This window comes from Paraburkholderia monticola, from assembly GCF_001580545.1.
Classification (GTDB): Bacteria; Pseudomonadota; Gammaproteobacteria; order Burkholderiales; family Burkholderiaceae; genus Paraburkholderia; species Paraburkholderia monticola.
In genome coordinates, this window is record NZ_LRBG01000005.1 from 285703 (window position 1) to 308607 (window position 22905).

Annotated in this window: 15 protein-coding genes; 6 read left to right on the forward strand and 9 right to left on the reverse strand. The window is 65.7% G+C overall.

The window, feature by feature from the left end:
• Positions 1 to 75: 75 nt before the first annotated feature.
• The 3 genes from CI15_RS09590 to CI15_RS09600 form a co-directional block, all read right to left on the reverse strand.
• The gene (locus CI15_RS09590; protein WP_062126904.1) at positions 76 to 933 is read right to left on the reverse strand and encodes a carbohydrate ABC transporter permease; all 858 of its coding nucleotides are present in this window, start codon (positions 931 to 933) and stop codon (positions 76 to 78) included.
• A complete protein-coding gene (locus CI15_RS09595; RefSeq protein WP_062126907.1) occupies positions 923 to 1861 on the reverse strand; it encodes a carbohydrate ABC transporter permease in 939 nt (312 codons plus the stop codon). Before CI15_RS09595 ends, CI15_RS09590 begins: the two co-directional genes overlap by 11 nt.
• 218 nt (positions 1862 to 2079) lie before the next feature.
• Positions 2080 to 3327: an ABC transporter substrate-binding protein gene (locus tag CI15_RS09600; RefSeq protein WP_062126910.1), complete on the reverse strand. Its 1248-nt coding sequence runs from the start codon at positions 3325 to 3327 to the stop codon at positions 2080 to 2082.
• A 592-nt stretch (positions 3328 to 3919) separates the two neighbouring features.
• On the opposite strand from CI15_RS09600, the gene zwf reads away from it, so the two are divergent.
• The 4 genes from zwf to CI15_RS09620 all read left to right on the forward strand — a co-directional run bounded on the left by zwf (position 3920) and on the right by CI15_RS09620 (position 9237).
• A complete protein-coding gene (gene zwf / locus CI15_RS09605; RefSeq protein ID WP_062126913.1) occupies positions 3920 to 5386 on the forward strand; it encodes a glucose-6-phosphate dehydrogenase in 1467 nt (488 codons plus the stop codon).
• A gap of 159 nt (positions 5387 to 5545) precedes the next feature.
• On the forward strand, positions 5546 to 6262 hold the full coding sequence (gene pgl / locus CI15_RS09610) for a 6-phosphogluconolactonase (protein ID WP_062126916.1): 717 nt from the start codon (positions 5546 to 5548) through the stop codon (positions 6260 to 6262).
• The gene (locus CI15_RS09615) at positions 6240 to 8156 is read left to right on the forward strand and encodes a bifunctional transcriptional regulator/glucokinase (RefSeq protein ID WP_062126918.1); all 1917 of its coding nucleotides are present in this window, start codon (positions 6240 to 6242) and stop codon (positions 8154 to 8156) included. Before pgl ends, CI15_RS09615 begins: the two co-directional genes overlap by 23 nt.
• A gap of 154 nt (positions 8157 to 8310) precedes the next feature.
• Positions 8311 to 9237, forward strand: a complete 927-nt coding sequence (locus CI15_RS09620) for a bestrophin family protein (RefSeq protein ID WP_062126920.1) — start codon at positions 8311 to 8313, stop codon at positions 9235 to 9237.
• Positions 9238 to 9268: 31 nt separating this feature from the next.
• Here the strand turns inward: CI15_RS09620 and CI15_RS09625 are convergent, their stop codons facing one another.
• The 5 genes from CI15_RS09625 to apbC all read right to left on the reverse strand — a co-directional run bounded on the left by CI15_RS09625 (position 9269) and on the right by apbC (position 14892).
• A complete protein-coding gene (locus CI15_RS09625; RefSeq protein ID WP_062127198.1) occupies positions 9269 to 10015 on the reverse strand; it encodes a lysozyme inhibitor LprI family protein in 747 nt (248 codons plus the stop codon).
• A 2-nt stretch (positions 10016 to 10017) separates the two neighbouring features.
• Positions 10018 to 12303 carry an arginine/lysine/ornithine decarboxylase gene (locus CI15_RS09630; protein ID WP_062126922.1) on the reverse strand — a complete coding sequence of 762 codons (2286 nt, stop codon included), beginning with the start codon at positions 12301 to 12303 and terminating at the stop codon, positions 10018 to 10020.
• Positions 12304 to 12392: 89 nt separating this feature from the next.
• The gene (gene dcd, locus CI15_RS09635; protein WP_062126924.1) at positions 12393 to 12962 is read right to left on the reverse strand and encodes a dCTP deaminase; all 570 of its coding nucleotides are present in this window, start codon (positions 12960 to 12962) and stop codon (positions 12393 to 12395) included.
• 175 nt (positions 12963 to 13137) lie between these two features.
• Entirely contained in the window at positions 13138 to 13674 is a 537-nt protein-coding gene (locus CI15_RS09640; protein ID WP_062126925.1) for a superoxide dismutase family protein, read from the reverse strand.
• A gap of 129 nt (positions 13675 to 13803) precedes the next feature.
• Complete coding sequence (gene apbC / locus CI15_RS09645) at positions 13804 to 14892, reverse strand: iron-sulfur cluster carrier protein ApbC (protein WP_062126927.1); 1089 nt, start codon at positions 14890 to 14892, stop codon at positions 13804 to 13806.
• Between the two features lie 339 nt (positions 14893 to 15231).
• On the opposite strand from apbC, the gene CI15_RS09650 reads away from it, so the two are divergent.
• Together CI15_RS09650 and metG are read left to right on the forward strand one after the other, a co-directional pair.
• Positions 15232 to 15885: a YiaD family glycine zipper/OmpA-like lipoprotein gene (locus tag CI15_RS09650; protein WP_062127201.1), complete on the forward strand. Its 654-nt coding sequence runs from the start codon at positions 15232 to 15234 to the stop codon at positions 15883 to 15885.
• Between the two features lie 405 nt (positions 15886 to 16290).
• Positions 16291 to 18441, forward strand: coding sequence for a methionine--tRNA ligase (gene metG / locus CI15_RS09655; RefSeq protein ID WP_062126929.1), 2151 nt, complete (start codon positions 16291 to 16293; stop codon positions 18439 to 18441).
• 101 nt (positions 18442 to 18542) lie between these two features.
• Here the strand turns inward: metG and CI15_RS09660 are convergent, their stop codons facing one another.
• Positions 18543 to 22859, reverse strand: coding sequence for a translocation/assembly module TamB domain-containing protein (locus CI15_RS09660; protein ID WP_062126932.1), 4317 nt, complete (start codon positions 22857 to 22859; stop codon positions 18543 to 18545).
• Between the last annotated feature and the right edge of the window lie 46 nt (positions 22860 to 22905).

Sequence of the window (22905 nt, forward strand, 5' to 3'; positions counted from 1 at the left end):
CTTGAAAACGTCTTGTCGGGTGACGGCGGCACGGGTTCAGTGCAACGCCGTCGCTCTCGGTTGGGTTAGCCCGGGTTAGCCCTTCACCGCGCCCGCGGTCAGGCCGCGCACGAAGTAACGTCCGGCGATGATGTAGACGAGCAGCGTGGGCAGCGCCGCGATGATCGCGCCGGCCATGTCCACGTTGTATTCCTTCACGCCGGTCGAGGTGTTCACGAGGTTGTTCAGCGCGACGGTGATCGGCATCGAATCGACGCCGGAGAACACGATACCGAACAGGAAGTCGTTCCAGATCTGCGTGAATTGCCAGATCAGGCACACCATGAAAATCGGCAGCGACACCGGCAGCAGGATCTTCGTGAAGATCATGAAGAAGCCCGCGCCGTCGATCCGCGCGGCCTTCACGAGTTCAGCCGGGATGCTCACGTAGAAGTTGCGGAAGAACATCGTCGTGAAGGCGATACCGTAGATCACGTGCACGAGCACCAGACCGCTCGTCGTGTTCGACAGGCCGAGGATGCCTTCGAGGCGCGCCATCGGCAGCAGGATCGCCTGGAACGGGATGAAGCAGCCGACCAGCAGCATCGTGAAGATCGGATCGGCGCCGCGGAAACGCCAGTGCGTGAGCACATAGCCGTTGAACGCGCCGATGATCGACGAGATCAGCACGGCGGGAATCACCATGCGCACCGAGTTCATGAAGAACGGCTGCATGCCGTCGCAGCGCACGCCGGTACACGCGCCGCTCCACGCCTTGATCCATGGCGCGAAGCTCCAGCTCGTCGGCGGCGTCAGCAGGTTGCCGGTGCGCAGCTGGTCGATGTCCTTGAACGACGTCGACAGCATCACGTACAGCGGGAACAGGAAGTACAGGGCGAACAGAATCAGGGCCGCGTAAATGACGGCACGGCTAATCGTCATCTTAGGCTGCATTGCGGGTGCTCCTCGATTCCAGATACATCAGCGGCACGAGCACGGCCACCACGGTAGCGAGCATCATGATCGACGATGCCGCGCCGACGCCGAGCTGCCCGCGATTGAACGAAAACGTGTACATGAAAATGGCCGGCAGCGACGACGAGGTGCCCGGACCGCCAGCGGTCAGCGCGACGACCAGGTCGAACGTCTTGATGGTGATGTGGCAAAGGATCAGCAGCACGGAGAAGAACACCGGCCGCATGCTCGGAATCACGATCTTGCGGTAGATGGTCGGCAGGTTCGCGCCGTCCATCTGCGCGGCCTTGAAGATTTCGCTGTCGACGCCGCGCAGACCGGCGAGGAACAGCGCCATCACGAAGCCGGTGGACTGCCAGACCGCCGCGATCACGATACAGAAGATCGCCCTGTCCGGGTCGCCGAGCCAGTTGAACGAGAAGCTCGTCCAGCCCCAGTCGTGAAACACTTTCTCGATGCCGATGCTCGGCGTCAGGATCCATTGCCATGCGGTGCCGGTCACGATGAACGACAGCGCCATCGGATACAGGAACACGGCACGCAACGCGCCTTCATTGCGGATCTGCTGATCGAGCAGGATGGCAAGCAGGAGGCCAAGACCGATGCAGATACCGATGAACGGAATGCCGAACCAGCCGAGGTTGGCGGCCGAAGTCCAGAACACGTCGTTCTCGAACAGTTCGCGATAGCGGTCGAGACCCGCGAACTCCCAGCGAGGCATCAGCCGCGACGTAGAAAGCGACAGATAGCCGGTGATTCCAATAAAGCCATACACGAAGATCAGGCTGATCACGACGCTGGGTGCGAGCACCAGCTTCGGAATATAGCGATCGGCAAGGGCCGCCATGGGCGACGTGCGGCGGGTGACGGTGGCCGTTTTCCCGTTTCCGCTGATGGAAGCAGTCACTACTCGACTCCTGCTGAAACTGTACCGCCGGGCTTGCCGTGCGCGCATGGCGCGGGACCGCGACGGCCTGGGTGTGACTCCATGAAACCAGGGGTGAGCCGCGTGGCGCCGGACCCCGCTGCGATCAAAAGCAGTTCGAGGTTCGACTCAACCCGGCCCGAAGGAGGCGCCCGGTGCCGCAGATGCCAGCCGCCGGGCGCAACGCTTCTTTCCTACGCTTACTTGGTCTTCGCTGCCTTCGCGAGAGCCTGAACCGCGGTCTTCGAATCTTCCTGCGAGTTCATGAACTTCGTGACGACGTCGGAGATCGCGCCTGCTGCGGCATCCGGCTGAGCCATGCCGTGAGCGAGCGACGGCACATAACCGCCGGCCTTGATCGCGATCTGCTCATCCGCGTACGACTTCTTCGCGCAGTCGTCGAACTTGTCCATCGGCACGCCGAGGCGCACCGGGATCGAGCCCTTGTACAGGCTGAACTGCTCCTGGAACTCCGGCGACATGATCGTCTTCGCGAGCGCGAGCTGGCCCGGCGTCGCGGCCTTCTGGCCCTTCTGCTGGAAGAACACGAACGAGTCGACGTTGAACGTGTAAGCCTTTTCCGTGCCCGGTACAGCAGCGCAGATGTAGTCCGAGCCCGACTTCTTGCCGGCGTTGGTGAATTCACCCTTCGCCCAGTCGCCCATGAACTGCATGCCGGCCTTGCCGTTGATGACCATCGCGGTGGCGAGGTTCCAGTCACGGCCCGTGCGGCCCGCGTCGAAGTAGCCCTGGATCTTGCGAACCGTGTCGAACACGCCAACCATCTTGTCCGAAGTCAGCGTCTTTTCGTCGAGGTCGACGAGTGCCTTCTTGTAGAAGTCGGCGCCTTGCGACAGCACGACGTCTTCCCACAGCGTCAGGTCCTGCCACGGCTGGCCGCCCATCGCGATCGGCTGGATGCCCGCGGCCTTCATCTTGTCGGCCACCGCGAAGAACTCAGGCCACGAGGTCGGCACCTTGCCGCCTGCCTTGTCCAGCGCTGCCTTGTTGATGTACAGCCAGTTCACGCGGTGCACCGAGAACGGAGCGGCGACGTAGTGGCCGTCCGCGTGCATGATCTTGTCGATTTCCGGCGGCAGGTTCTTCTTCCAGTCGCCCGCGACCGAGTCGATCGGCACCAGCACGCCCTGCGAAGCCCAGTCCTGGATCAGCGGACCCTTGATCTGCGCGGCGCTCGGTGCGTTGCCCGAGATCACCTGCGTCTTCAGTGCCGTCATGGCAGCCGCGCCTGCACCGCCTGCAACCGCGAAGTCCTTCCACGTGTAGCCCTGCTTCGTCATGTCGTCCTTGAGGACGCCGACGGCCTTGGATTCGCCGCCCGAAGTCCACCAGTGCAGCACTTCGACCGACTCGGCGGCCTGCACCGCCGACACGCCACACATCAGACCCGCAGCGCACAGAGCGCCCATGATCGCGCGAAATTTCATTGCTTATCTCCTCCAGACACCTGAACAAAAAAACGAATGGCCCCTGATGTCGCCAGGGTGCTGTGGTTGGTTCAAACAGGCAAAACACTGGGCGATCGAGCACGGTCGGGCGCATGCGCGAAGGCATGTGCCGGCGGACCGATGTCCGGCCGCTGGACGCTCAAGAGGTGAGTGGTTCGGGATGCAACTGACTGTCTCCTCTTTTGATTTTTGCCTGCCCGCATCGCGCGGCAGACTCGAGGTGCTTCATTACGCCAATCCGACGCCAGCCTGACGTTGGCCACGGGCGACGACCCCGCAAACCCGTCGACTCCCCCGGCTTTCCGTAAGGTCCGCCGGCACCCTGCTGGCACGTACCGGAAGGCGTTGTCCATTAGCATGCTGGGGACGCCCGCCGATTCGCAAAGCATGCATTCCGCCTCTACAGCGCACGCTTTTTTCATCGAATTAACGCTACCTCTTGATTTGGATTGTAGTTAAACTACAATTCAGTGTCAAAAAATATTTTATCGGACTACGGTCGCTCTTCCGGGTCGCTGCGCGTGCAGTGTCCGAACAGCGCGGCGGCCCTTCAGGACATCGACGGAGACTCATGCAAACCGACTCAAGCTTCACCTTCGTTCTCTTCGGCGGAACCGGCGATCTGTCGATGCGCAAGATCCTGCCCGCGCTGTTCGAGGCGCACCGCGCGGGCGGCAAGCTCGCCGACAGCGGCAAGATCGTCGCGGTGGCACTGCATGTGGCGGATCGCGGCGAATACCTGCAGTGGGTGGAGGGGCACGTCAAGCCGCATGTATCGAACAACGGAGTCGTCGACGAAGCCGCGTGGACGAGCTTCCTCGCGCGCATCGAGTTCGTGAAGATCGATCTCAGCAAGGCGGACGACTTCGCGCGGCTGCGCGACGCGATCCAGGAGATGCCCGGCATCCGCGTGTTCTATCTGGCTACGGGGCCGTCGCTGTTCGTGCCGATCTGCCATGGGCTCGCCGCGGTCGGGCTGAACACGAACTCGCGCATCGTGCTCGAGAAGCCGCTCGGCTACGACCTGAAGTCGTCGAACGCAATTAATGATGCGGTCGGCGAAATCTTCGCGGAAGAGCAGATCTATCGGATCGACCATTACCTCGGCAAGGAGCCGGTGCAGAACCTGCTTGCGCTGCGCTTCGGCAATGCGCTGTTCGAGCCGCTGTGGCGCCGCGAGTGGGTCGAGAGCATCCAGATCACGATCGCCGAGGAGCTCGGCGTCGAAGCGCGCGGCGACTTCTACGACAATACCGGCGCGCTGCGCGACATGGTGCAAAACCACCTGCTGCAGCTGCTGTCGATCGTCGCGATGGAGCCGCCCCACTCGATGGATTCCGACTCGGTGCGCGACGAAAAGCTGCGCGTGCTGCGTGCGCTCAAACCGATCGATCCGCGTGATATCGGCAAAGTCGCGGTGCGCGGCCAGTATCATTCGGGCGTGATCCGCGGCAACGCGGTGCCGGCCTATGCAACCGAGCACGGCGTGAGGCCGGATAGCTCGACCGAAACCTTCGTCGCACTGAAGGTCGAGATCGAGAGCTGGCGCTGGGCCGGCGTGCCGTTTTTCCTGCGCACGGGCAAGCGGCTCGCCGATCGCGTCGCCGAGATCGTCGTGAATTTCCGTCCGGTGCCGCATTCGGCGCTCGGCGCATCGGCGCTGCGCGCGGGCGCGAACCGTCTCGTGATCCGTCTGCAGCCGAACGAGACGATTCGTCTGTACTGCCTCGCGAAGCAGCCCGGCGAAGGCATGAACCTCGCGAGCGTGCACCTGAACCTCGCGTTCGACCAGTTCTTCCGCGAAGGCCAGATGGAGGCGTATCAGCGGCTGCTGCTCGACGTGATCAACGGGCGCCTCGCGCTGTTCGTGCGGCGCGACGAACAGGAGGCCGCATGGCGCTGGGTCGAGCCGATCCTGGACGAATGGAAGGTGTCGACCAAGCCGCCCAAGCCGTACGCGGCGGGCACGTGGGGGCCGGCCGCGGCGAGCGCGATGCTTGCGCAGCACGACACTTGCTGGCTCGAGGAAGAGAATTGATTTTGATGAATTGACGGCCGCCGCCGCGCGCGATAAATACCCCAGCGCGACGTCGGCAACACCACCGACGAACTGAACGGAGTCGCGCCGGTATCGCGTTAGCGCGAGAGCAGTCAGGCTGATTCCGCAGACCTTACAAGAAAGCAGCACGGAGGAGAAGTGATCGAGCTTCACGCTTTCGACGACCAGCGCGCCCAATCCGACGCGCTGGCGAAAGCGGTGGGCGACGCGTTACATGCGTCGCTTGCCGCACAGGCGGCCCTCACCGGCACGTCAACCGCGCCCGCGCGCCCGGCCATGCTAGCCGTGTCCGGCGGCAGCAGTCCGCGTCCGTTCCTGCAAACGTTGTCGACGCAGACGTTCGACTGGCCCCGCATCGCGATCACACTGGTCGACGACCGCTGGGTGCCGGAGACCGATAGCGCGAGCAACGCGCAGCTCGCGCACGCCACGTTGCTGCAGAACGCCGCGCGCGACGCGACCTTCTGGCCGCTCGTCGACACCTCGCAGGATCTGCACGCGCACGTCGCCGCGCTGAACGCGGATGCGCGATTTGCCGCGGCGCCCGACGTCGCGGTGCTGGGCATGGGCGAGGACGGCCACACCGCGTCGATCTTCGCCGACGCGCCCGAATGGGATCACGCGATCACCACGACCGAGCGCTTCGTCGCCGTGCATCCGGGCGCGGCGCCGCATGCGCGCGTGAGCTGGTCGCTGTCCGCGCTGAAGGACGTGAAGCATCTGTTTCTGCTGATCGCAGGACCGCGCAAGATGGACGTGCTCAATGCCGCGTCCGCCGCGCTACAAAAAAATGCCATCTCGCAGCTGGCAAACGACAAGGGAGTGAGACTCGATGTCTACTGGTGTGCAAACTAAAGCTGTACCGGGCGCGGGCCAGCACGCCGACGGACCGAGGCTGCTGGCCGACATCGGCGGCACCAATGCGCGTTTCGCGCTCGAGACGGGCCCCGGCGAAATCGGCTCGGTGCAGGTCTATCCTTGCGCCGACTATCCGGGCGTCGCCGACGTCATCAAGAAGTATCTGAAGGACACCAAGATCGGCCGCGTCAATCACGCGGCGATCGCCATTGCGAACCCGGTCGACGGCGACCAGGTGAGCATGACCAATCACGACTGGACCTTCTCGATCGAAGCGACGCGCCGCGCGCTCGGCTTCGACACGCTGCTCGTCGTCAACGACTTCACGGCGCTCGCGATGGCGCTGCCCGGCCTCACCGACGCGCAGCGCGTGCAGGTGGGTGGCGGCCAGCGCCGGCCGAACAGCGTGATCGGCCTGCTCGGCCCCGGCACCGGCATGGGCGTGTCGGGCCTGATCCCCGCCGACGACCGCTGGATCGCGCTCGGCAGCGAAGGCGGCCACGCCACGTTCGCGCCCGCCGACGAGCGCGAGGAGATCGTGCTGCACTACGCGCGCAAGAAGTGGTCGCACGTGTCGTTCGAACGGGTGGCCGCGGGTCCGGGCATCGAGGTGATCTATCGCGCGCTCGCGGGCCGCGACAAGAAACGCGTGGCGGCCAACGTCGACACGGCCGAGGTCGTCAAGCGCGCGCTCGACGGCGAGCCGCTCGCGGCCGAATCGGTCGACGTGTTCTGCGGCATTCTCGGCACCTTCGCCGGCAATATCGCGGTGACGCTCGGCGCGCTCGGCGGCATCTATATCGGCGGCGGTGTCGTGCCGCGCCTTGGCGAATTCTTCGAGCGCTCGTCGTTCCGCAAGCGCTTCGAGGCGAAGGGCCGCTTCGAGGCGTATCTGCAGAACGTGCCGACCTACGTGATCACCGCCGAATATCCGGCGTTTCTGGGCGTGTCGGCGATTCTCGCGGAGCAGTTGTCGAACCGCGCGGGCGGCAGCTCGTCGGCGGTGTTCGAGCGGATTCGCCAGATGCGCGATGCGTTGACGCCGGCCGAACGCCGCGTCGCCGATCTCGCGTTGAACCATCCGCGTTCGATCATCAACGATCCGATCGTCGACATCGCGCGCAAGGCCGACGTCAGTCAGCCGACCGTGATCCGCTTCTGCCGCTCGCTCGGCTGCCAGGGACTATCGGATTTCAAGCTGAAGCTCGCGACCGGTTTGACCGGCACGATTCCGGTCAGCCACAGTCAGGTGCATCTCGGCGACACCGCCACCGACTTCGGCGCGAAGGTGCTCGACAACACCGTGTCGGCGATCCTGCAGTTGCGCGAGCATCTGAACTTCGAACATGTGGAGCGCGCCATCGACCTGCTGAACGGCGCGCGTCGCATCGAGTTCTACGGGCTCGGTAACTCGAACATCGTCGCGCAGGACGCGCACTACAAGTTCTTCCGCTTCGGCATCCCGACGATCGCGTACGGCGATCTGTACATGCAGGCGGCCTCCGCCGCGCTGCTCGGCAAGGGCGACGTAATCGTCGCGGTATCGAAGTCGGGGCGCGCGCCGGAGTTGCTGCGCGTGCTCGACGTTGCGATGCAGGCCGGCGCGCAGGTGATCGCGATCACGTCGAGCAACACGCCGCTCGCGAAACGGGCGACCGTTGCGCTCGAAACCGATCACATCGAGATTCGCGAGTCGCAGCTGTCGATGATCTCGCGCATCCTGCACCTCGTGATGATCGACATCCTCGCGGTCGGTGTAGCAATTCGCCGCGCGGTGCCAAGCGACGACGTCGCCGAGACCGTCGAGAAAGCGCGCGAAGGCGCCGACGACGACGCGACCGCCGTACTCGACTGGCTGAGCCACGGAGCCGCTTCGTCGGCGCGCGACTGAGGCCGGCTTCGCGGCCATCCTGATCCGCTTGCGGTGAACGAACCCGCGGCGTGTGCATCGTCTTCGATGCGCACACCGCGGGTTTTTCTGTTTTGGGGGACGCGCAAAGCGATCGATAATAGTCGCTCCATCGCCTCACACACAGCGCTTGCCCATGATCATCCGCCCGCATCTCCACTGGTTCCGCATGCTGCTCGCGTGGCGCGGTTCGGTGCTGCCGCAATTGCTGCCGCGGCTCCTCCTGATCTTCTTCATCTCGATCATTGCGCTCGCCGCGCACGATCATCTGCTGCCCGTCAACCTGAACCTCAACACGACCGCGCCGTTCTCGCTGGTCGGCATCGCGCTCGCGGTGTTTCTCGGCTTTCGCAACAACGCGAGCTACGACCGCTGGTGGGAAGCGCGCAAGCTATGGGGGCAACTGCTCAACGAGTCACGCTCGTTGATGCGCCAGGTGCTGACGCTGCCGTCGCGCGATCTGGCCAAAGAAGACGTCGCCGAGTTCGCGGCGATACTGGGCGCGCTGCCACATGCGCTGCGCCATCAGTTGCGCAAGACCGATCCGCGCGACGACCTCGCCGCGCGCTTGCCCGGCGCGCTGTTCGACCATGTGATGGCATCGCGCTACAAGCCCGCCACGCTGATGCTGTGCCTCGGCGAATGGGTGCAGCGCGCGGCACGCGCGGATGCGCTCGATCCGATCACGGTGCTCGCGTTCGACCGCAATCTGAACGGACTGTCGGACGTGATCGGCGGCTGCGAGCGCATCGCGTCGACGCCGCTGCCGTTCGCGTATTCGGTGATGATCCACCGCACCGTGTACTTTTTTTGCGCGTCGCTGCCGTTCGGGCTCGTCGACAGCATCGGCATTTTCACGCCGGTGTTCGCGGTGTTCGTCGCGTACACGTTCATGGCGCACGAAGCGATCGCCTCGCAGCTCGAAGAACCGTTCGGCACTGACGACAACGACCTCGCGCTCAACACGATGTCCGTGATGATCGAGGACGCACTGCGCGATCTGCGCGGCGAGCCGGCGCTCCCGCCGCCGCAGCCGCTCGGCGATAGTTATCAGCTGGATTGAAAGCGCGGTGCCCCGCGCTCGTGAGCGGCCGTCAGTGGTTGCCGACCGTTTCGGAGAGTCTCTTGATGGTCGCCACACGCGCGCCGATGATGTCGATGCGACCATGCTCGTCGATGAGCGGCGTCGACGCCGTCAGATACGCGCTCCACGCGCGTTGCGCTTGCACCAGTGCCGGCCGCGACTGCGCCGGCATCTTCGATTCGAGCACACGGTAGTAGCGGTTCAGATCGAACGTCGCGTGTTCGCAGCGCGCATCGGCGTTGCACGCGCGCGGCCGGCGCGGTGCCGGGCCGCTCACATTGGCGAGCGCGCTACGCAGTGCGAGCGCGCGGTCACGCACCGGCTGCAACTGCATGTCCGCTTCGGACAGCACGTACATCGAACCCTGAGTCGTCGCGAAGACCGCGGCGAGCAACTGCTTCTCGGCATCGCGCGAGGCTAGCCAGCTGGACTGGCTCTTTTGCCACAGCCCGCGCCGCGCGGGCGGCAGCTTCGCGAGCAACTGCTGGTACGCGCTATCGACCGCGGCCATCCAGCCGATGCGCGCATTGTCCATGCACTGGACCTGCCCCATCGTCGTCGACATGTCGGCGCGGGCGAGACAGGTGCGCATTGCCGCGTCGATCGGATCGGCGGCGGCCACCTCGGCATGCGCCGCCGGACTCATCGCGCCAGCGAACACCACCGTGCCGAGCGCCAGCGCGAAGGCCAGCGCGCCGGCCCGGCGCCACCAGCGCTCGATCGCCGGCAGCCCAGCCAGGAACTTCACCCGCCGCATCGTCAGATGCGCACGCAATCGACGAAATATTCGATGCGTCCGTTGACCATTTCGCCGACGAGCCCGTGGATATCCGTATGGAAACCCGGGAAGCGCTCGTTGAACTCGCGCGCGAAACGCAGATAGTTGACGATGGTCCTGTTGAAACGCTCGCCCGGGATCAGCAGCGGAATGCCCGGCGGATACGGCGTCAACAGGATCGACGTGACGCGGCCTTCGAGTTCGTCGATCGGTACCCGGTCGATCTCGCGGTGCGCGAGCTTCGCGAACGCGTCGGACGGCTTCATCGCCGGCTCCATGCTCGACAGGTACATTTCGGTCGTCAGACGGGCGATGTCGTTCGCGCGATACACGCTGTGGATCTGCTGGCACAGATCGCGCAAGCCCACACGCTCGTACATCGGATGATGCTGAACGAACTCGGGCAGCACGCGCCACAGTGGCTGGTTGTTGTCGTAATCGTCCTTGAACTGCTGCAGCTCGGTCACCATCGAGTTCCAGCGGCCCTTCGTGATGCCGATCGTGAACATGATGAAGAACGAGTACAGGCCCGTCTTCTCGACGATGATGCCGTGCTCGGCCAGGTACTTCGTGACGATCGCGGCCGGAATGCCGGTTTCGCCGAAGCCGCCGTCCATGTCCAGACCCGGCGTGACGATCGTCGCCTTGATCGGGTCGAGCATGTTGAAGCCTTCGGCGAGCGGGCCGAAGCCGTGCCACGCGTCGTTGGGGCGCAACATCCAGTCGTCGCGCGAGCCGATGCCTTCCTCGGCGAACTGGTCCGGGCCCCACACCTTGAAGAACCAGTCGTCGCCGTATTCGGTGTCGACCTTGGTCATCGCGCGGCGGAAGTCGAGCGCTTCAGCGATCGACTCCTCGACGAGCGCGGTGCCGCCCGGCGCTTCCATCATCGCCGCGGCCACGTCGCACGACGCGATGATCGCGTACTGCGGGCTCGTCGACGTATGCATCAGATACGCCTCGTTGAAGCGATGCTTGTCGAAGCGGCTGTTCTTCGAATCCTGCACGACGATCTGCGAGGCCTGCGAGATGCCGGCGAGCAGCTTGTGCGTGGAGTGCGTCGCGTACACCATCGCGCCGATGCGCGGACGGCCCGCGCCGATCGCATGCATGTCCTGATAGAACTCGTGGAATTCCGCGTGCGGCAGCCAGGCTTCGTCGAAGTGCAGCGTGTCGAGCCATTCGCCGAGCATCTCCTTGATCATCTCGACGTTGTAGATCACGCCGTCGTACGTGCTTTGCGTGATCGTCAGGATGCGCGGCTTCAGGTTCGGGTTGTTCGCGAGCGCTTCGCGCGCGAACGGATTGGCCTCGATCTTCTTGCGGATGTTCTCCGGTTCGAACTCGCTGCGCGGAATCGGGCCGATGATGCCGAAGTTGTTGCGCGTCGGCGTGAGGAACACCGGAATCGCGCCGGTCATCGTGATCGCGTGCAGGATCGACTTGTGGCAGTTGCGGTCGACCAGCACGATGTCGCCGGGCGCGACCGTGCCGTGCCAGACGATCTTGTTCGAGGTCGAGGTGCCGTTGGTCACGAAGAACACGTGGTCGGCGCTGAAGATGCGCGCGGCGTTGCGCTCCGAGGCCGCGACCGGGCCCGTGTGGTCGAGCAGCTGGCCGAGTTCGTCGACCGCGTTGCAGACGTCGGCGCGCAGCATGTTCTCGCCGAAGAACTGGTGGAACATCTGGCCGAGCGGGCTCTTCAGGAACGCGACGCCACCCGAGTGTCCCGGGCAGTGCCACGAGTACGAACCTTCTTCCGCGTACTGCACCAGTTCCTTGAAGAACGGCGGCGCGAGCGAGTCGAGATACACCTTCGCCTCGCGGATGATATGGCGCGCGACGAACTCCGGCGTGTCCTCGAACATGTGGATGAAGCCGTGCAGCTCGCGCAGGATGTCGTTCGGCAGGTGACGCGAGGTGCGCGTTTCGCCGTACAGGAAGATCGGAATATCGGCGTTGCGGCGGCGCACTTCGGTCACGAACGCGCGCAGTGCGACGATCGCGGCGGCGAGCTCGGGCGTCTCGCCTTCGACAACCACGTTTTCGACGTACGGCAGCAGTTCGTCGTCGTCGATCGACAGGATGAAGCACGACGCGCGGCTCGACTGCTGCGCGAACGAGGTCAGATCGCCGTAGCTCGTCAACCCGAGCACTTCCGCGCCTTCTTTCTCGATGGCTTCGGCCAAAGCCCGAATGCCGGAACCCGAGATGTTCTCGGAGCGGAAATCTTCGTCGATGATGACGACGGGGAAACGGAACTTCATGGGCGATTCTCCAAAATAAAACGACCGCTGCGTTATGTAGAAAGCGCAGCGGTCACCCGAATTACTGGTGGGTCAAGACGCTGCCGGCGTCACGTTTTCGGCAACGTGACGCCGTGCTGACCTTGATACTTGCCGCCGCGATCCGCGTACGACGTCTCACAAATCTCGTCGCTTTCGAAAAACAGCACCTGGGCGACGCCTTCGTTCGCGTAGATTTTCGCAGGCAAAGGTGTCGTATTCGAGAATTCGAGCGTGACGTGCCCTTCCCATTCCGGCTCGAACGGCGTCACGTTGACGATGATCCCGCAGCGCGCGTACGTCGACTTGCCGAGGCACACGGTCAGCACGCTGCGCGGAATCCGGAAGTATTCGACGGTGCGCGCGAGCGCGAACGAATTCGGCGGGATGATGCAGACGTCGCCCTTGAAATCGACAAACGACTTCTCGTCGAAGTTCTTCGGATCGACGATCGTCGAGTTGATGTTGGTGAAGATCTTGAATTCGTCGGCGCAGCGGATGTCGTAGCCGTAGCTCGAGGTGCCGTAGCTGACAATCTTTCGGCCGTCCTCGGTGACGCGAACCTGATCGGGCGCAAACGGCTCGATCATCTTGTGCGACTCGGCCATGCGCCGAATCCACTTGTCAGATTTGATGGTCATAGGTGAACGCTGCTCGACGTGAATATCAGGTGTGACGAAAGGTAGATGAAAACGGTCGGCCGGCGAACCGGCGGCCGGCTGGGCGGCCGGCGTACCGGCGCCCAGCCGGCGAAGGCCGCTTATTTTACGCGATCACGGAAATGCTGCCGCCGATGGCGCAAGGCGCGCCCGCCGCTCACTGCTGGCGAATCACGCCGCACGCGATCGCGGAGCCCGCGCCATGCTGCGGATACGCGTAGGGATCGGTCGCGTCGCGGTGCAGCAGCACCGCGCGCTGCAGCACCGAGCGGATGCCGTCGAGCGACACGTCCGGCGCGACGATGAACCCGCTGGCCCCGCCGTTCGCGTCCGCGTGGATATTGCCGAGATCGCCCTCGACGCGCGCGCCGACCTTGAGCCGCTCGGCCGCCGGCGAAAACACCGGACCGGCGCTGGAGCCGTCGGCGGCATTGCAGTCGCCGCGCTCGTGCACTTGCAGCGCGTGGTCGCTATTGGGCGGCAAGCCCGTGAGATTGTAGGTGACCTGAACGCCGTCCGAGCGCTCGATAAAGGTCACGAGGCCGTGCGCCTGATTGCCCACGGTAGGCAGCAATTGCGCGTCAGCGCGCTTTTCCTGTGGTCTCAGGAATATGCCACAGCCGCTCAACAGCACACAGCTGGCGGTCAGGACGATGAACGCATGCACCGCGGGCCCGTCGATTCGTTTTCCCATGCGATCCTCTTGTCGGCCAGGCGGCCGCCCCTGCGGCCGCCGAGCCGAACTTGTGAAGTCGACATGATACCGCGATAGCACGCGAAAATAGGGTCGAGATCGGCCCTAGTCCCTTGCCCGGGCGGCCGCTCAGGTGTTCTGCACGACGATGCTCGGAAACTTCGAACTCATGTCGCGCGCCCGCTCGGCGATATGCACCGCGACCTTGCGCGCGATCGAGCGATAGATCTCCGCGATCCGCCCGTTCGGGTCCGCGACGACCGTCGGCATGCCCGAGTCGACCTGTTCGCGGATCGTGATGTCAAGCGGCAGGCTGCCGAGCACGTCGACGCCATATTCCTTGCCCATGCGCTCGCCGCCGCCGGCGCCGAAGATGTGCTCCTCGTGGCCGCAGTTCGAGCAGATGTGCAGGCCCATGTTCTCGACGATGCCGAGGATCGGGATGCCGACCTTCTCGAACATCTTGAGGCCCTTCTTCGCGTCGAGCAGGGCGATGTCCTGCGGCGTCGTGACGATCACCGCGCCCGTGACCGGCACGCGCTGCGCGAGTGTCAGCTGGATGTCGCCGGTGCCGGGCGGCATGTCGACGATCAGGTAGTCGAGCTCGTGCCAGTTGGTCTGGCGCAGCAGCTGTTCGAGTGCCGAGGTCGCCATCGGGCCGCGCCACACCATCGGGTTGTCCGCCTCGATCAGAAAACCGATCGAGTTGGCCTGCACGCCGTGGCCGGTCATCGGGTTCATCGATTTGTCGTCGGGCGATTCGGGGCGGCCCTCGATGCCGAGCATGGTCGGCAGCGACGGGCCATAGATGTCGGCGTCGAGAATGCCGACCGACGCACCCTCGCTCGCCAGCGCGAGCGCGAGATTCACCGCGGTCGTGCTCTTGCCGACGCCGCCCTTGCCCGAGGCAACCGCGACGATGTTCTTCACGCCGGGCAGCAGCTTCACGCCGCGTTGCACCGTGTGCGCGGCGATCTGCTGCGCCACCTCGACGCGCACGTTCACGACGCCGGGCACCGCGCGCAGCGCCTCGGCGAACTGCTGGCGGATCGCGTCGAACTGGCTTTTCGCCGGGTAGCCGAGCATCACCTGAAGGCTGACCGCGTCGCCCTCCACAACCACGTTGCGAATGCCCTTCGCGGCCGCGTACGGCGCGCCCGTGTTGAGGTCAGTGACGGCCGCGATGGCGGCGTCGACCAAAGCCCGATCGATACTCATTGATACTCCGTGGGGAAGAGGTGCGGCGCGGCGAGATGGCGGATCGGCCACGCGGCGGAAATTGCAAGAAATTGTTATGCAGGATTGCGAAAACCAGACGTGCCGGGCACCCTTCGGGCACGCGGGACGCCATAGGGTCGCACCACTGTGTGTTTCAGGCATTATTGTAGTGTCTGACGGCAGACGGTGCCCGAAGACCCTTCTTCGCTGTCGGACCGCGCGGAACAAGATGCCGGCGTGTTCACCCAGGTTTTCCGGGTGGTCGCTACCTTGCCGTAACGTTCGCTGCATAGGCTGATCGCTACCCGCTGTTTTATTCGCACTCAAGAGGAAATGAAGATGAATGCAAAAATCATGACTCGCGTCGCCGTATTGGCCGTTGCCGGCTCACTGGTAGCAGGTTGCGCGACCCAACAGGGTACAAACACAGCAGTCGGCACCGGCGTGGGTGCCGGCGCCGGCGCGGCAATCGGCGCGATCTTCGGCGGCGGCAAGGGCGCGGCAATCGGCGCGGCCACCGGCGCCGCGGTCGGCGGCATCACCGGCTACAACTGGGACAACATTCGCAACCGCATGTCGGGCGCGACCAAGGGCACCGGCACCCAGATCACCGAGCAGCCGGACGGCTCGCTCAAGCTGAACATCCCGAGTTCGGTCACGTTCGACACCAGCAGTTATGCGATCAAGCCGTCGTTCGCGCCGGTGCTCGACCAGCTCGCGCAGACGCTGCAGCAGAATCCGGAGGTGGTCGCGTCGGTCGTCGGCCATACGGACAGCACCGGCTCGCCGCAATACAACCAGACGCTGTCGGTCAACCGCGCGGAGAGCGTGACCGGCTATCTGGCGCAACGCGGCATCGCGCCTCAGCGCCTGTCGGCCACCGGCATGGGCCCGAACCAGCCGATCGCCGACAACAACACCGAAGCCGGCCGTGCGGCGAACCGCCGCGTCGAGATCTATCTGCGCGCCACCGCCCAGCACGCGACGCAATAAGGGCAAGTCCCAAGGAGAAGGCGCCGCCGGGCTGGCCGGGCATCTCGGCCGAAGAAGCCCGGTTGGCAGCCGGGACGGGCCGCCGGACCGGTTTGCCGATGGATCGAAAAAAATTTCGAACTCTACGGAAAATTCGCGGTCTGTCTTTACGGTACGTGGCTGGCGAAGCCGTCACGTCACCATTCTCCTCTTGTCGTTGTTGCTCCGGGGTTTTATCGACCCCGGTTTTTTTTTGCCCGCGCGGTTTTGCATCGCGCTTCGCGCAGCCTCGCTGGCGGCCGTCGGCCCCCGCGTTCCCTCTCGCCCCCTCCCCGTCGCCCGTCCAGCCCGCCGCGCCCGGACCGCTTGAGGCGTGCGCCCTGCTAAAATCACCGTTTCGTCCCATCGCAGGCACCCCCGATCCTTATGTCAGCCCCCGCCACCGATCTCCCCGCAGGCGCGCCGTCCGGCCGCCGTCAGATTCTCGTCACGTCGGCCCTTCCGTATGCGAACGGGCAGATTCATATCGGCCATCTGGTCGAATATATCCAGACGGACATCTGGGTCCGGTCGCTGCGAATGCACGGTCACGAGGTCTATTACGTCGGCGCCGACGACACGCACGGCACGCCGGTCATGCTGCGCGCGGAAAAGGAAGGTCTGACGCCGAAACAGCTGATCGATCGCGTGTGGCTGGAACACAAGCGCGACTTCGACAGCTTCGGCATTTCGTTCGATAACTACTACTCGACCGATTCCGACGAGAACCGCGTGCTCAGCGAAAACGTCTACCTGGCGCTGAAGGAAGCGGGGCTGATCGACGCGCGCGAGATCGAACAGGCGTATGACCCGGTCAAGGAAATGTTCCTGCCGGACCGCTTCATCAAGGGCGAGTGCCCGAAATGCGGCGCGAAGGATCAATACGGCGACAGCTGCGAAGTCTGCGGCTCGACCTACCAGCCCACCGAGCTCGTCAATCCGTACTCGGTCGTCTCGGGCGCGACGCCGATCCGCAAGACTTCGACGCATTACTTCTTCCGCCTGTCCGATCCGCGCTGCGAGAACTTCCTGCGCGCCTGGGTCGGCGGCCTCGCCCAGCCGGAAGCGACCAACAAGATGCGCGAGTGGCTCGGCGACGCCGGCGAAGCCAAGCTCGCCGACTGGGACATCTCGCGCGACGCGCCGTACTTCGGCTTCGAGATTCCGGGCGCGCCCGGCAAGTATTTCTACGTGTGGCTCGACGCGCCGGTCGGCTACTACGCGAGCTTCAAGAACCTCGCTGAAAAGCGCGGCATCGACTTCGACGCGTGGGTGCGCAAGGGTTCGACCGCCGAGCAGTACCACTTCATCGGCAAGGACATTCTGTATTTCCACACGCTGTTCTGGCCCGCCATGCTCGAGTTCTCGGGCCATCGCACGCCGACCAACGTGTTCGCGCACGGTTTTCTGACCGTCGACGGCGCGAAGATGTCGAAGTCGCGCGGCACCTTCATCACCGCGCAAAGCGTGATCGACACTGGTCTGAACCCGGAATGGCTGCGCTACTACTTCGCCGCCAAGCTGAACAGCACGATGGAAGACCTCGACCTGAACCTCGATGACTTCCAGGCGCGCGTGAACAGCGATCTGGTCGGCAAGTACGTGAATATCGCGAGCCGCGCGGCCGGCTTCCTGATCAAGCGCTTCGACGGTCGCGTGCAGGACAGCGCGATGCATCATCCGCTGCTCGGCACGCTGCGCGCGGCGCTGCCGCAGATCGCCGCGCATTACGAGGCGCGCGAGTACAGCCGCGCGCTGCGTCAAACCATGGAGCTCGCCGACTCGGTGAACGCCTACGTCGACACCGCAAAGCCGTGGGATCAGGCGAAAGACCCCGCCAACGCGGTCGCGCTGCACGAGACCTGCAGCGTCAGCATCGAGGCGTTCCGCCTGCTGTCGCTTGCACTGAAGCCGGTGCTGCCGAAGCTCGCCGAGGCGGTCGAAGGCTTCCTGGGCATCGAGCCGCTGGTGTGGGCCGACGCCGCCGTGCCGCTCAGCTCGGCGCGTCCGATCAACGCGTACAAACATCTGATGACGCGCGTCGATCCGAAGCAGATCGAGGCGCTGCTCGCGGCCAATCGCGACTCGCTGCAGGCCACGCCCGAAGCGGCCGCGGCGGACGCCAAAGGTGCCGCGAAGGCAACCGCCAAGGCCCACGCAAAAGCGGCGGCCGCAGCGGACCACGACGACACCTCCGGCATCATCTCGATCGACGACTTCGCCAAGGTCGATCTGCGCATCGCGAAGATCGTCGACTGCAAGGCCGTGGAAGGCTCGGACAAGCTGCTGCAACTGACGCTCGACATCGGCGAGGAGAAGACCCGCAACGTGTTCTCGGGCATCAAGTCCGCATATCAGCCGGAGCAGCTGATCGGCAAGCTCACGGTGATGGTCGCGAACCTCGCGCCGCGCAAGATGAAGTTCGGCCTGTCCGAGGGGATGGTGCTGGCCGCATCGGCGGCGGACGAGAAGGCCGAACCGGGCCTCTACGTGCTCGAGCCGCATAGCGGCGCGAAGCCCGGCATGCGCGTGAAGTAACGCGCGGCGCCCGAGGGCGCCTCACCTTGCTGCAAATACTGCAAGGACAAAAAAAACGGCACGCCGCGAAGCGTGCCGTTTGTCTTTTGCGCCACCGGCAATCACCACTTGATCCGATCGAAGCGCCGCGTGTACAGCACGTCGGCGCCGTAGAACGTGCCGCCATACACGACCAGCGACCAGTACCGCGTCAGGTTGATCGTCGCCTTGATCGCGTTGCTCGCCGACTGCAAGCCCTGCTCGTAGCCGATCACGAGCCACTCGTTGATCGCCTTCGACACCATCACGACTTGCGGATCGGTCAGGCCGACGTCGCTGCGGCCGATCGAAAACTCGTCGAGCCCGACCGTCTGGGCGATCCGCTTGCCCGTCGCGCTGCCGAGCAAGGCGAGCGCCGTCGTCATCGTGCTCTGCTGACCGAGGTTGTTGCCCTGGTCGGTGCCGTGCCCGAACAGCAGCCATGACAGTTTCTCGTTGTCCGGCACGCTCGGCTCCGAGATGAGCCGCGCGACCGGCGCCTGCAGCGTGCCCGTCACCTGCACGCCGGCCTCGACCTGCTGGTTGCGGCGCATCGCGAGAATGTTGATGCCCGGATTCGTGACCGGACCGTTGAAGGTGAAGAAGCCATTCTCGATCGCGAGCTTGCGGCCGAACGCGGTATAGCTCGACCCCGGCGTGACGCGCACGTTGCCGACCGCGCGCAGCGGCGTGTTCGGTGCGCTGGTCGCGGTGATCGTGCCCGCGAGGCCGAGATCCGCGCCCTGCCCGCGGAAGCGGAAGTTGTTGCCGAGGTCGATTTCGATGTTGGCACGCGGCGCGAACGGGCTGGCCGGCCGCTCCTCGCCTTCGGTCGGGCGCGGCCGGCCGCCCGAGCGCGTGCCGTCCGGGCGGATGATCACGACGTCGTCGCCGAGACTCGGCGCAGCCTGCTCGGGCATATCGAACAGCGCGCTGTCGACCACGAACTTGCCGTTGATCATAGGGCCGCGCTCCGCGCCGCCGTTCGAGATGTTCGCGCTGCCCGACAGCGACAGATGGCGGTCGGGCGAGGCGAACACATCGAGCTTGTCCGCGACGATGTTCGCGGTCAGATCGGGCTCCGCGCTGTCGAGGCGCACGCGGCCGGTCGCACGCAGCGTCCCGCTCGCGCCGTGGAACTCGACCTGCTGGAAGTCCACCAGGTTCTGCGACAGCGCGATGCGCACGACGCCGTCCTTCAGTTGCACGCCCTGGCTCACGACCGTCGCGGACAGGCCGTCGCCGGTCAGCGCTCCGGTCACGTTCGGTTTCGCGACCGTGCCGCCGAGCGCGAGCTTCAGCGCCAGACGCCCGTCGAGCAGATAGCTCGGGCCGAGCAGGCCGCCCGTCGTGCGCAGCGACGGCACGTTCGCGTTCACGTTGCCCGACAGCGCGCTTTGCGGATCGACGGTCAACATGCCGTCGCGCATCACGAGCGGCGTGTGCGCGTCGACATCGATCACGCCGACGCGGCTCGCCTGCATATGCACGATCGCGTTCAGCCGGTTGCCGACGGTGAATTCGGCGCGCGCGCGGATCTCGCCAATGCCCATCGACGCGAGCCCGCGGCCGATCTCGACCGTCACGTCGCCGCTGCGCCGCCGCAGCTCGATATGGCCGCTCGCGCTCGCACCGAGCGAGAAGTCCCAGTCGCCGTCGAACACGAGGTCGGTGCGCACGGCGGGCGGCTCGCCGGTGATCTGCCGACGCAACTCCTGCAAGTGCGCGAGCGACACATCCGTGAGGCTGCCGGCCGACTGGATGCGGCCGCGATCGAACGCAAACGACTTCAGGCTTAGCACCGCGCCTTCGATCGTCAGACGCGTCGCGCCGAGCGTCAGATGCCCCGGCCCGGCGCTGACCGTGAGTGGCGATTCGAGATTGAGCGACGGCGTGCCGCGATTCTGCAGACGCGTGACGGTGCCGTCCCAGCGCGTGCCGTCACGCGTGTCGGTCAGCTTGCCGTTGGCGGCGAGCGTCAGATCGAGCGGACGGTCCTGCAGCTTGCCGGTCGCGGCGGCCTCGAGCGTGTGGTTCGCGCGCGTGCCGGACAGGCGCGCGCTCAACGTGTTCAGTTCGACGCCGCCCGCACTGAGATTGCGCGCCTCGGTCGTGAACGCGAGCGCGCCGTTCGCGCCGTCGCGCAACTCGGCACGGCCTTCCGCGTGGCCGACCCGGTTGCTCGCGAACACGACGCTGTCGGCCTTGTAGTTCAGCGTGACGTTCGGATGCGCGAACGAGCCGGTGACGTCGCCGTCGGCGGCGATCGCGCCCTCGAGGCCGAAGCCGAGCCGATCGAGCTGCGGCGCGTCGATATTGAAACGCAGCCGGTCGGAGGGCGCGCCGAAGCTGCCTTGCAGATTGACCTGGTTGCCCGCCACCGAAAGACTCGCGCGGCTCGGCAGGATGCGCGAGCCGGCCAGCTGGATCGTGCCGTCGCCCGTTAGCGGCAGGTCGTCGTAGACGCTCGGGCCGAGCTTGAATTCGGCGCGCGTCGTGAAGACCGGCGCGAGCACCCCGGCCGCCGTGAGCGTCGCGTTCACGCGCGCCTCGATCCTGCGCGCGGGGGCCGCCGCTGGCCTCGCGCGATGCGCGGGCGGCGGCGTTCTGCGCTCGAGCACTTCGGTCTGCACCGCGGCCTTCGCGGTGTTCTTCGCGATCGCCGCAGCCTGATCGCCGGGGGCCGCGCTCTTCGCGCCGGCCGTGCTGCCCGCGAGCGCCGCGGCCTGCGCGTGCCGCTCGCGCTGCGCGCCACTCGCGGCGGCTGCACCAGAACTCGTGGCCGGCGCCCGCGCGGGCATCTGCGAAGTCAGCGACAGCGGATCGAAATCGGTCAGCTGCGCCTTCAGGTTGTAGGTCGAGTTCGCGTCGTGCTTCAGCGCGCCCGACAGATCGATGCGGCCCCGGCCCGACGTGACGCGCACGTCGTTGAAGCTGATGCGCGCCGGGTCGAACGTGATCTTGCCTTGGGCGCGCAGCGCGGCGGCGGGATCAGCGAGATCGAGCGTGAGCGTCTGGATGTCGTCGTTCAGGCGGATGCCGATCGGGCCGGACAGTTGCGTCGGCCGCACGCTCGCCTGCAGTGCGTTCAGGTCGAGCCGCGCGACCTTCAGATCGAGCTGGCCGTGCCGGCCGCTCAGCGTGCCCCCGCCGGTGAGCGTCGCGTTGCGCACGAGCCGCACGTTCAGGTTCGAGACGCTCTGCGTGTGGGCGTCGAGGCGCACGTCGGCGTTCGCGTCGATCAGCGGCAGCAGCTTCTGGTCGATCGCGCCGGGTTTCGCGTTGACGATCGAAATGTGGCCGGCGACGGCGAAGCCCGCGGCGGGTTTGGCCGGCGCGTGGTGGCCGCCGAAGCCGTGATGCGCATGGCTGGCGCCGGAAGCGGCGGCCGCGCTGGCGGCGCCGGCGGCAGCCGCCGCGTCCGGCGCCACCGGCTGCAACTCCGCGCGCACGGCCAGATCGGCGAGCGGCGCGCCGGGCGCGAAGGCTTGCGGATTCACATGATCGAAAGTCAGCGTCGCGCGTTGCAGCGGCACCGCCGCGAATGGTGTGGCCTCGACCCGCGCGTGGCCGTTGAGCTTCATGCCGCTCGCATCGAGTTCGGCGACGAGTTGTTCGAGCGTGCCGCTCAGGTGACCGGCCACCTGCACCGCTTCCTCGTTGACCTTGCCCGCATAACCGACCTCGCCGGTAAGCGGAAACGGCCGCACGCCATCGAGTTTCGCCGACGCCGTCAGCCCGCCGAACGGCGTATCGAGCCGGTCGATCGCGGCCTCGTGATGCCGCCCGTCGCTGCGTCCATGAAACGCGAAGCGCGACAGCTCCGTCGTCGACCCGCCCTGGTGCAGCAGCAGCCGCTCGACCTGCACGTCGCGGATTTCCAGCTGCATCGGCAGTTGCAGATCCTGCGGCAGCTTCAGCGGCTCGCTGCTGCTCGACGACGACGGGCCGATCCGCGCCTCGATCGTGCCGACGTGCAGGTAGTCGACCGTGAAACGCCACGGCTCGCGCGCGAGCGCCCAACTGCCCGCGACGCGGTCGATCTGGATCTCGGTGCCGCTGCCGTCGAGGCTGCGCCAGCGCACCTCGCGCAGCTGCACGCCACTGGCGAGCGTGCCGCCATCGAGCGTGCCGGCGAGCCGGCCGCCGAGCAGCTTCACGGCCGCGTGCCACGCGTACGCGGTGCCGCGCTCGGTCGTCAGCGCGCCGTACAGCAGACCGAGCGCGAGCGCGACGAGCAGCACCAGCAGGGTCACCGTGCCCGCTACCGTTTTGAGCAGCAGCCAGCCCCAGCGCCGCTTCGGCGGCGTCGGCTCGGGCGGCTGTTGCCCGTCCGGCGGCCCTGGCGGCGTGGCGCCGGGTGGCTGCGCGGGAGGCGGGTCGGTGACGTCGGTGGTCATGCGTGAATGCGGTGGCAAATAAGGTGGCGAAAGGGGGTTGTCGTCA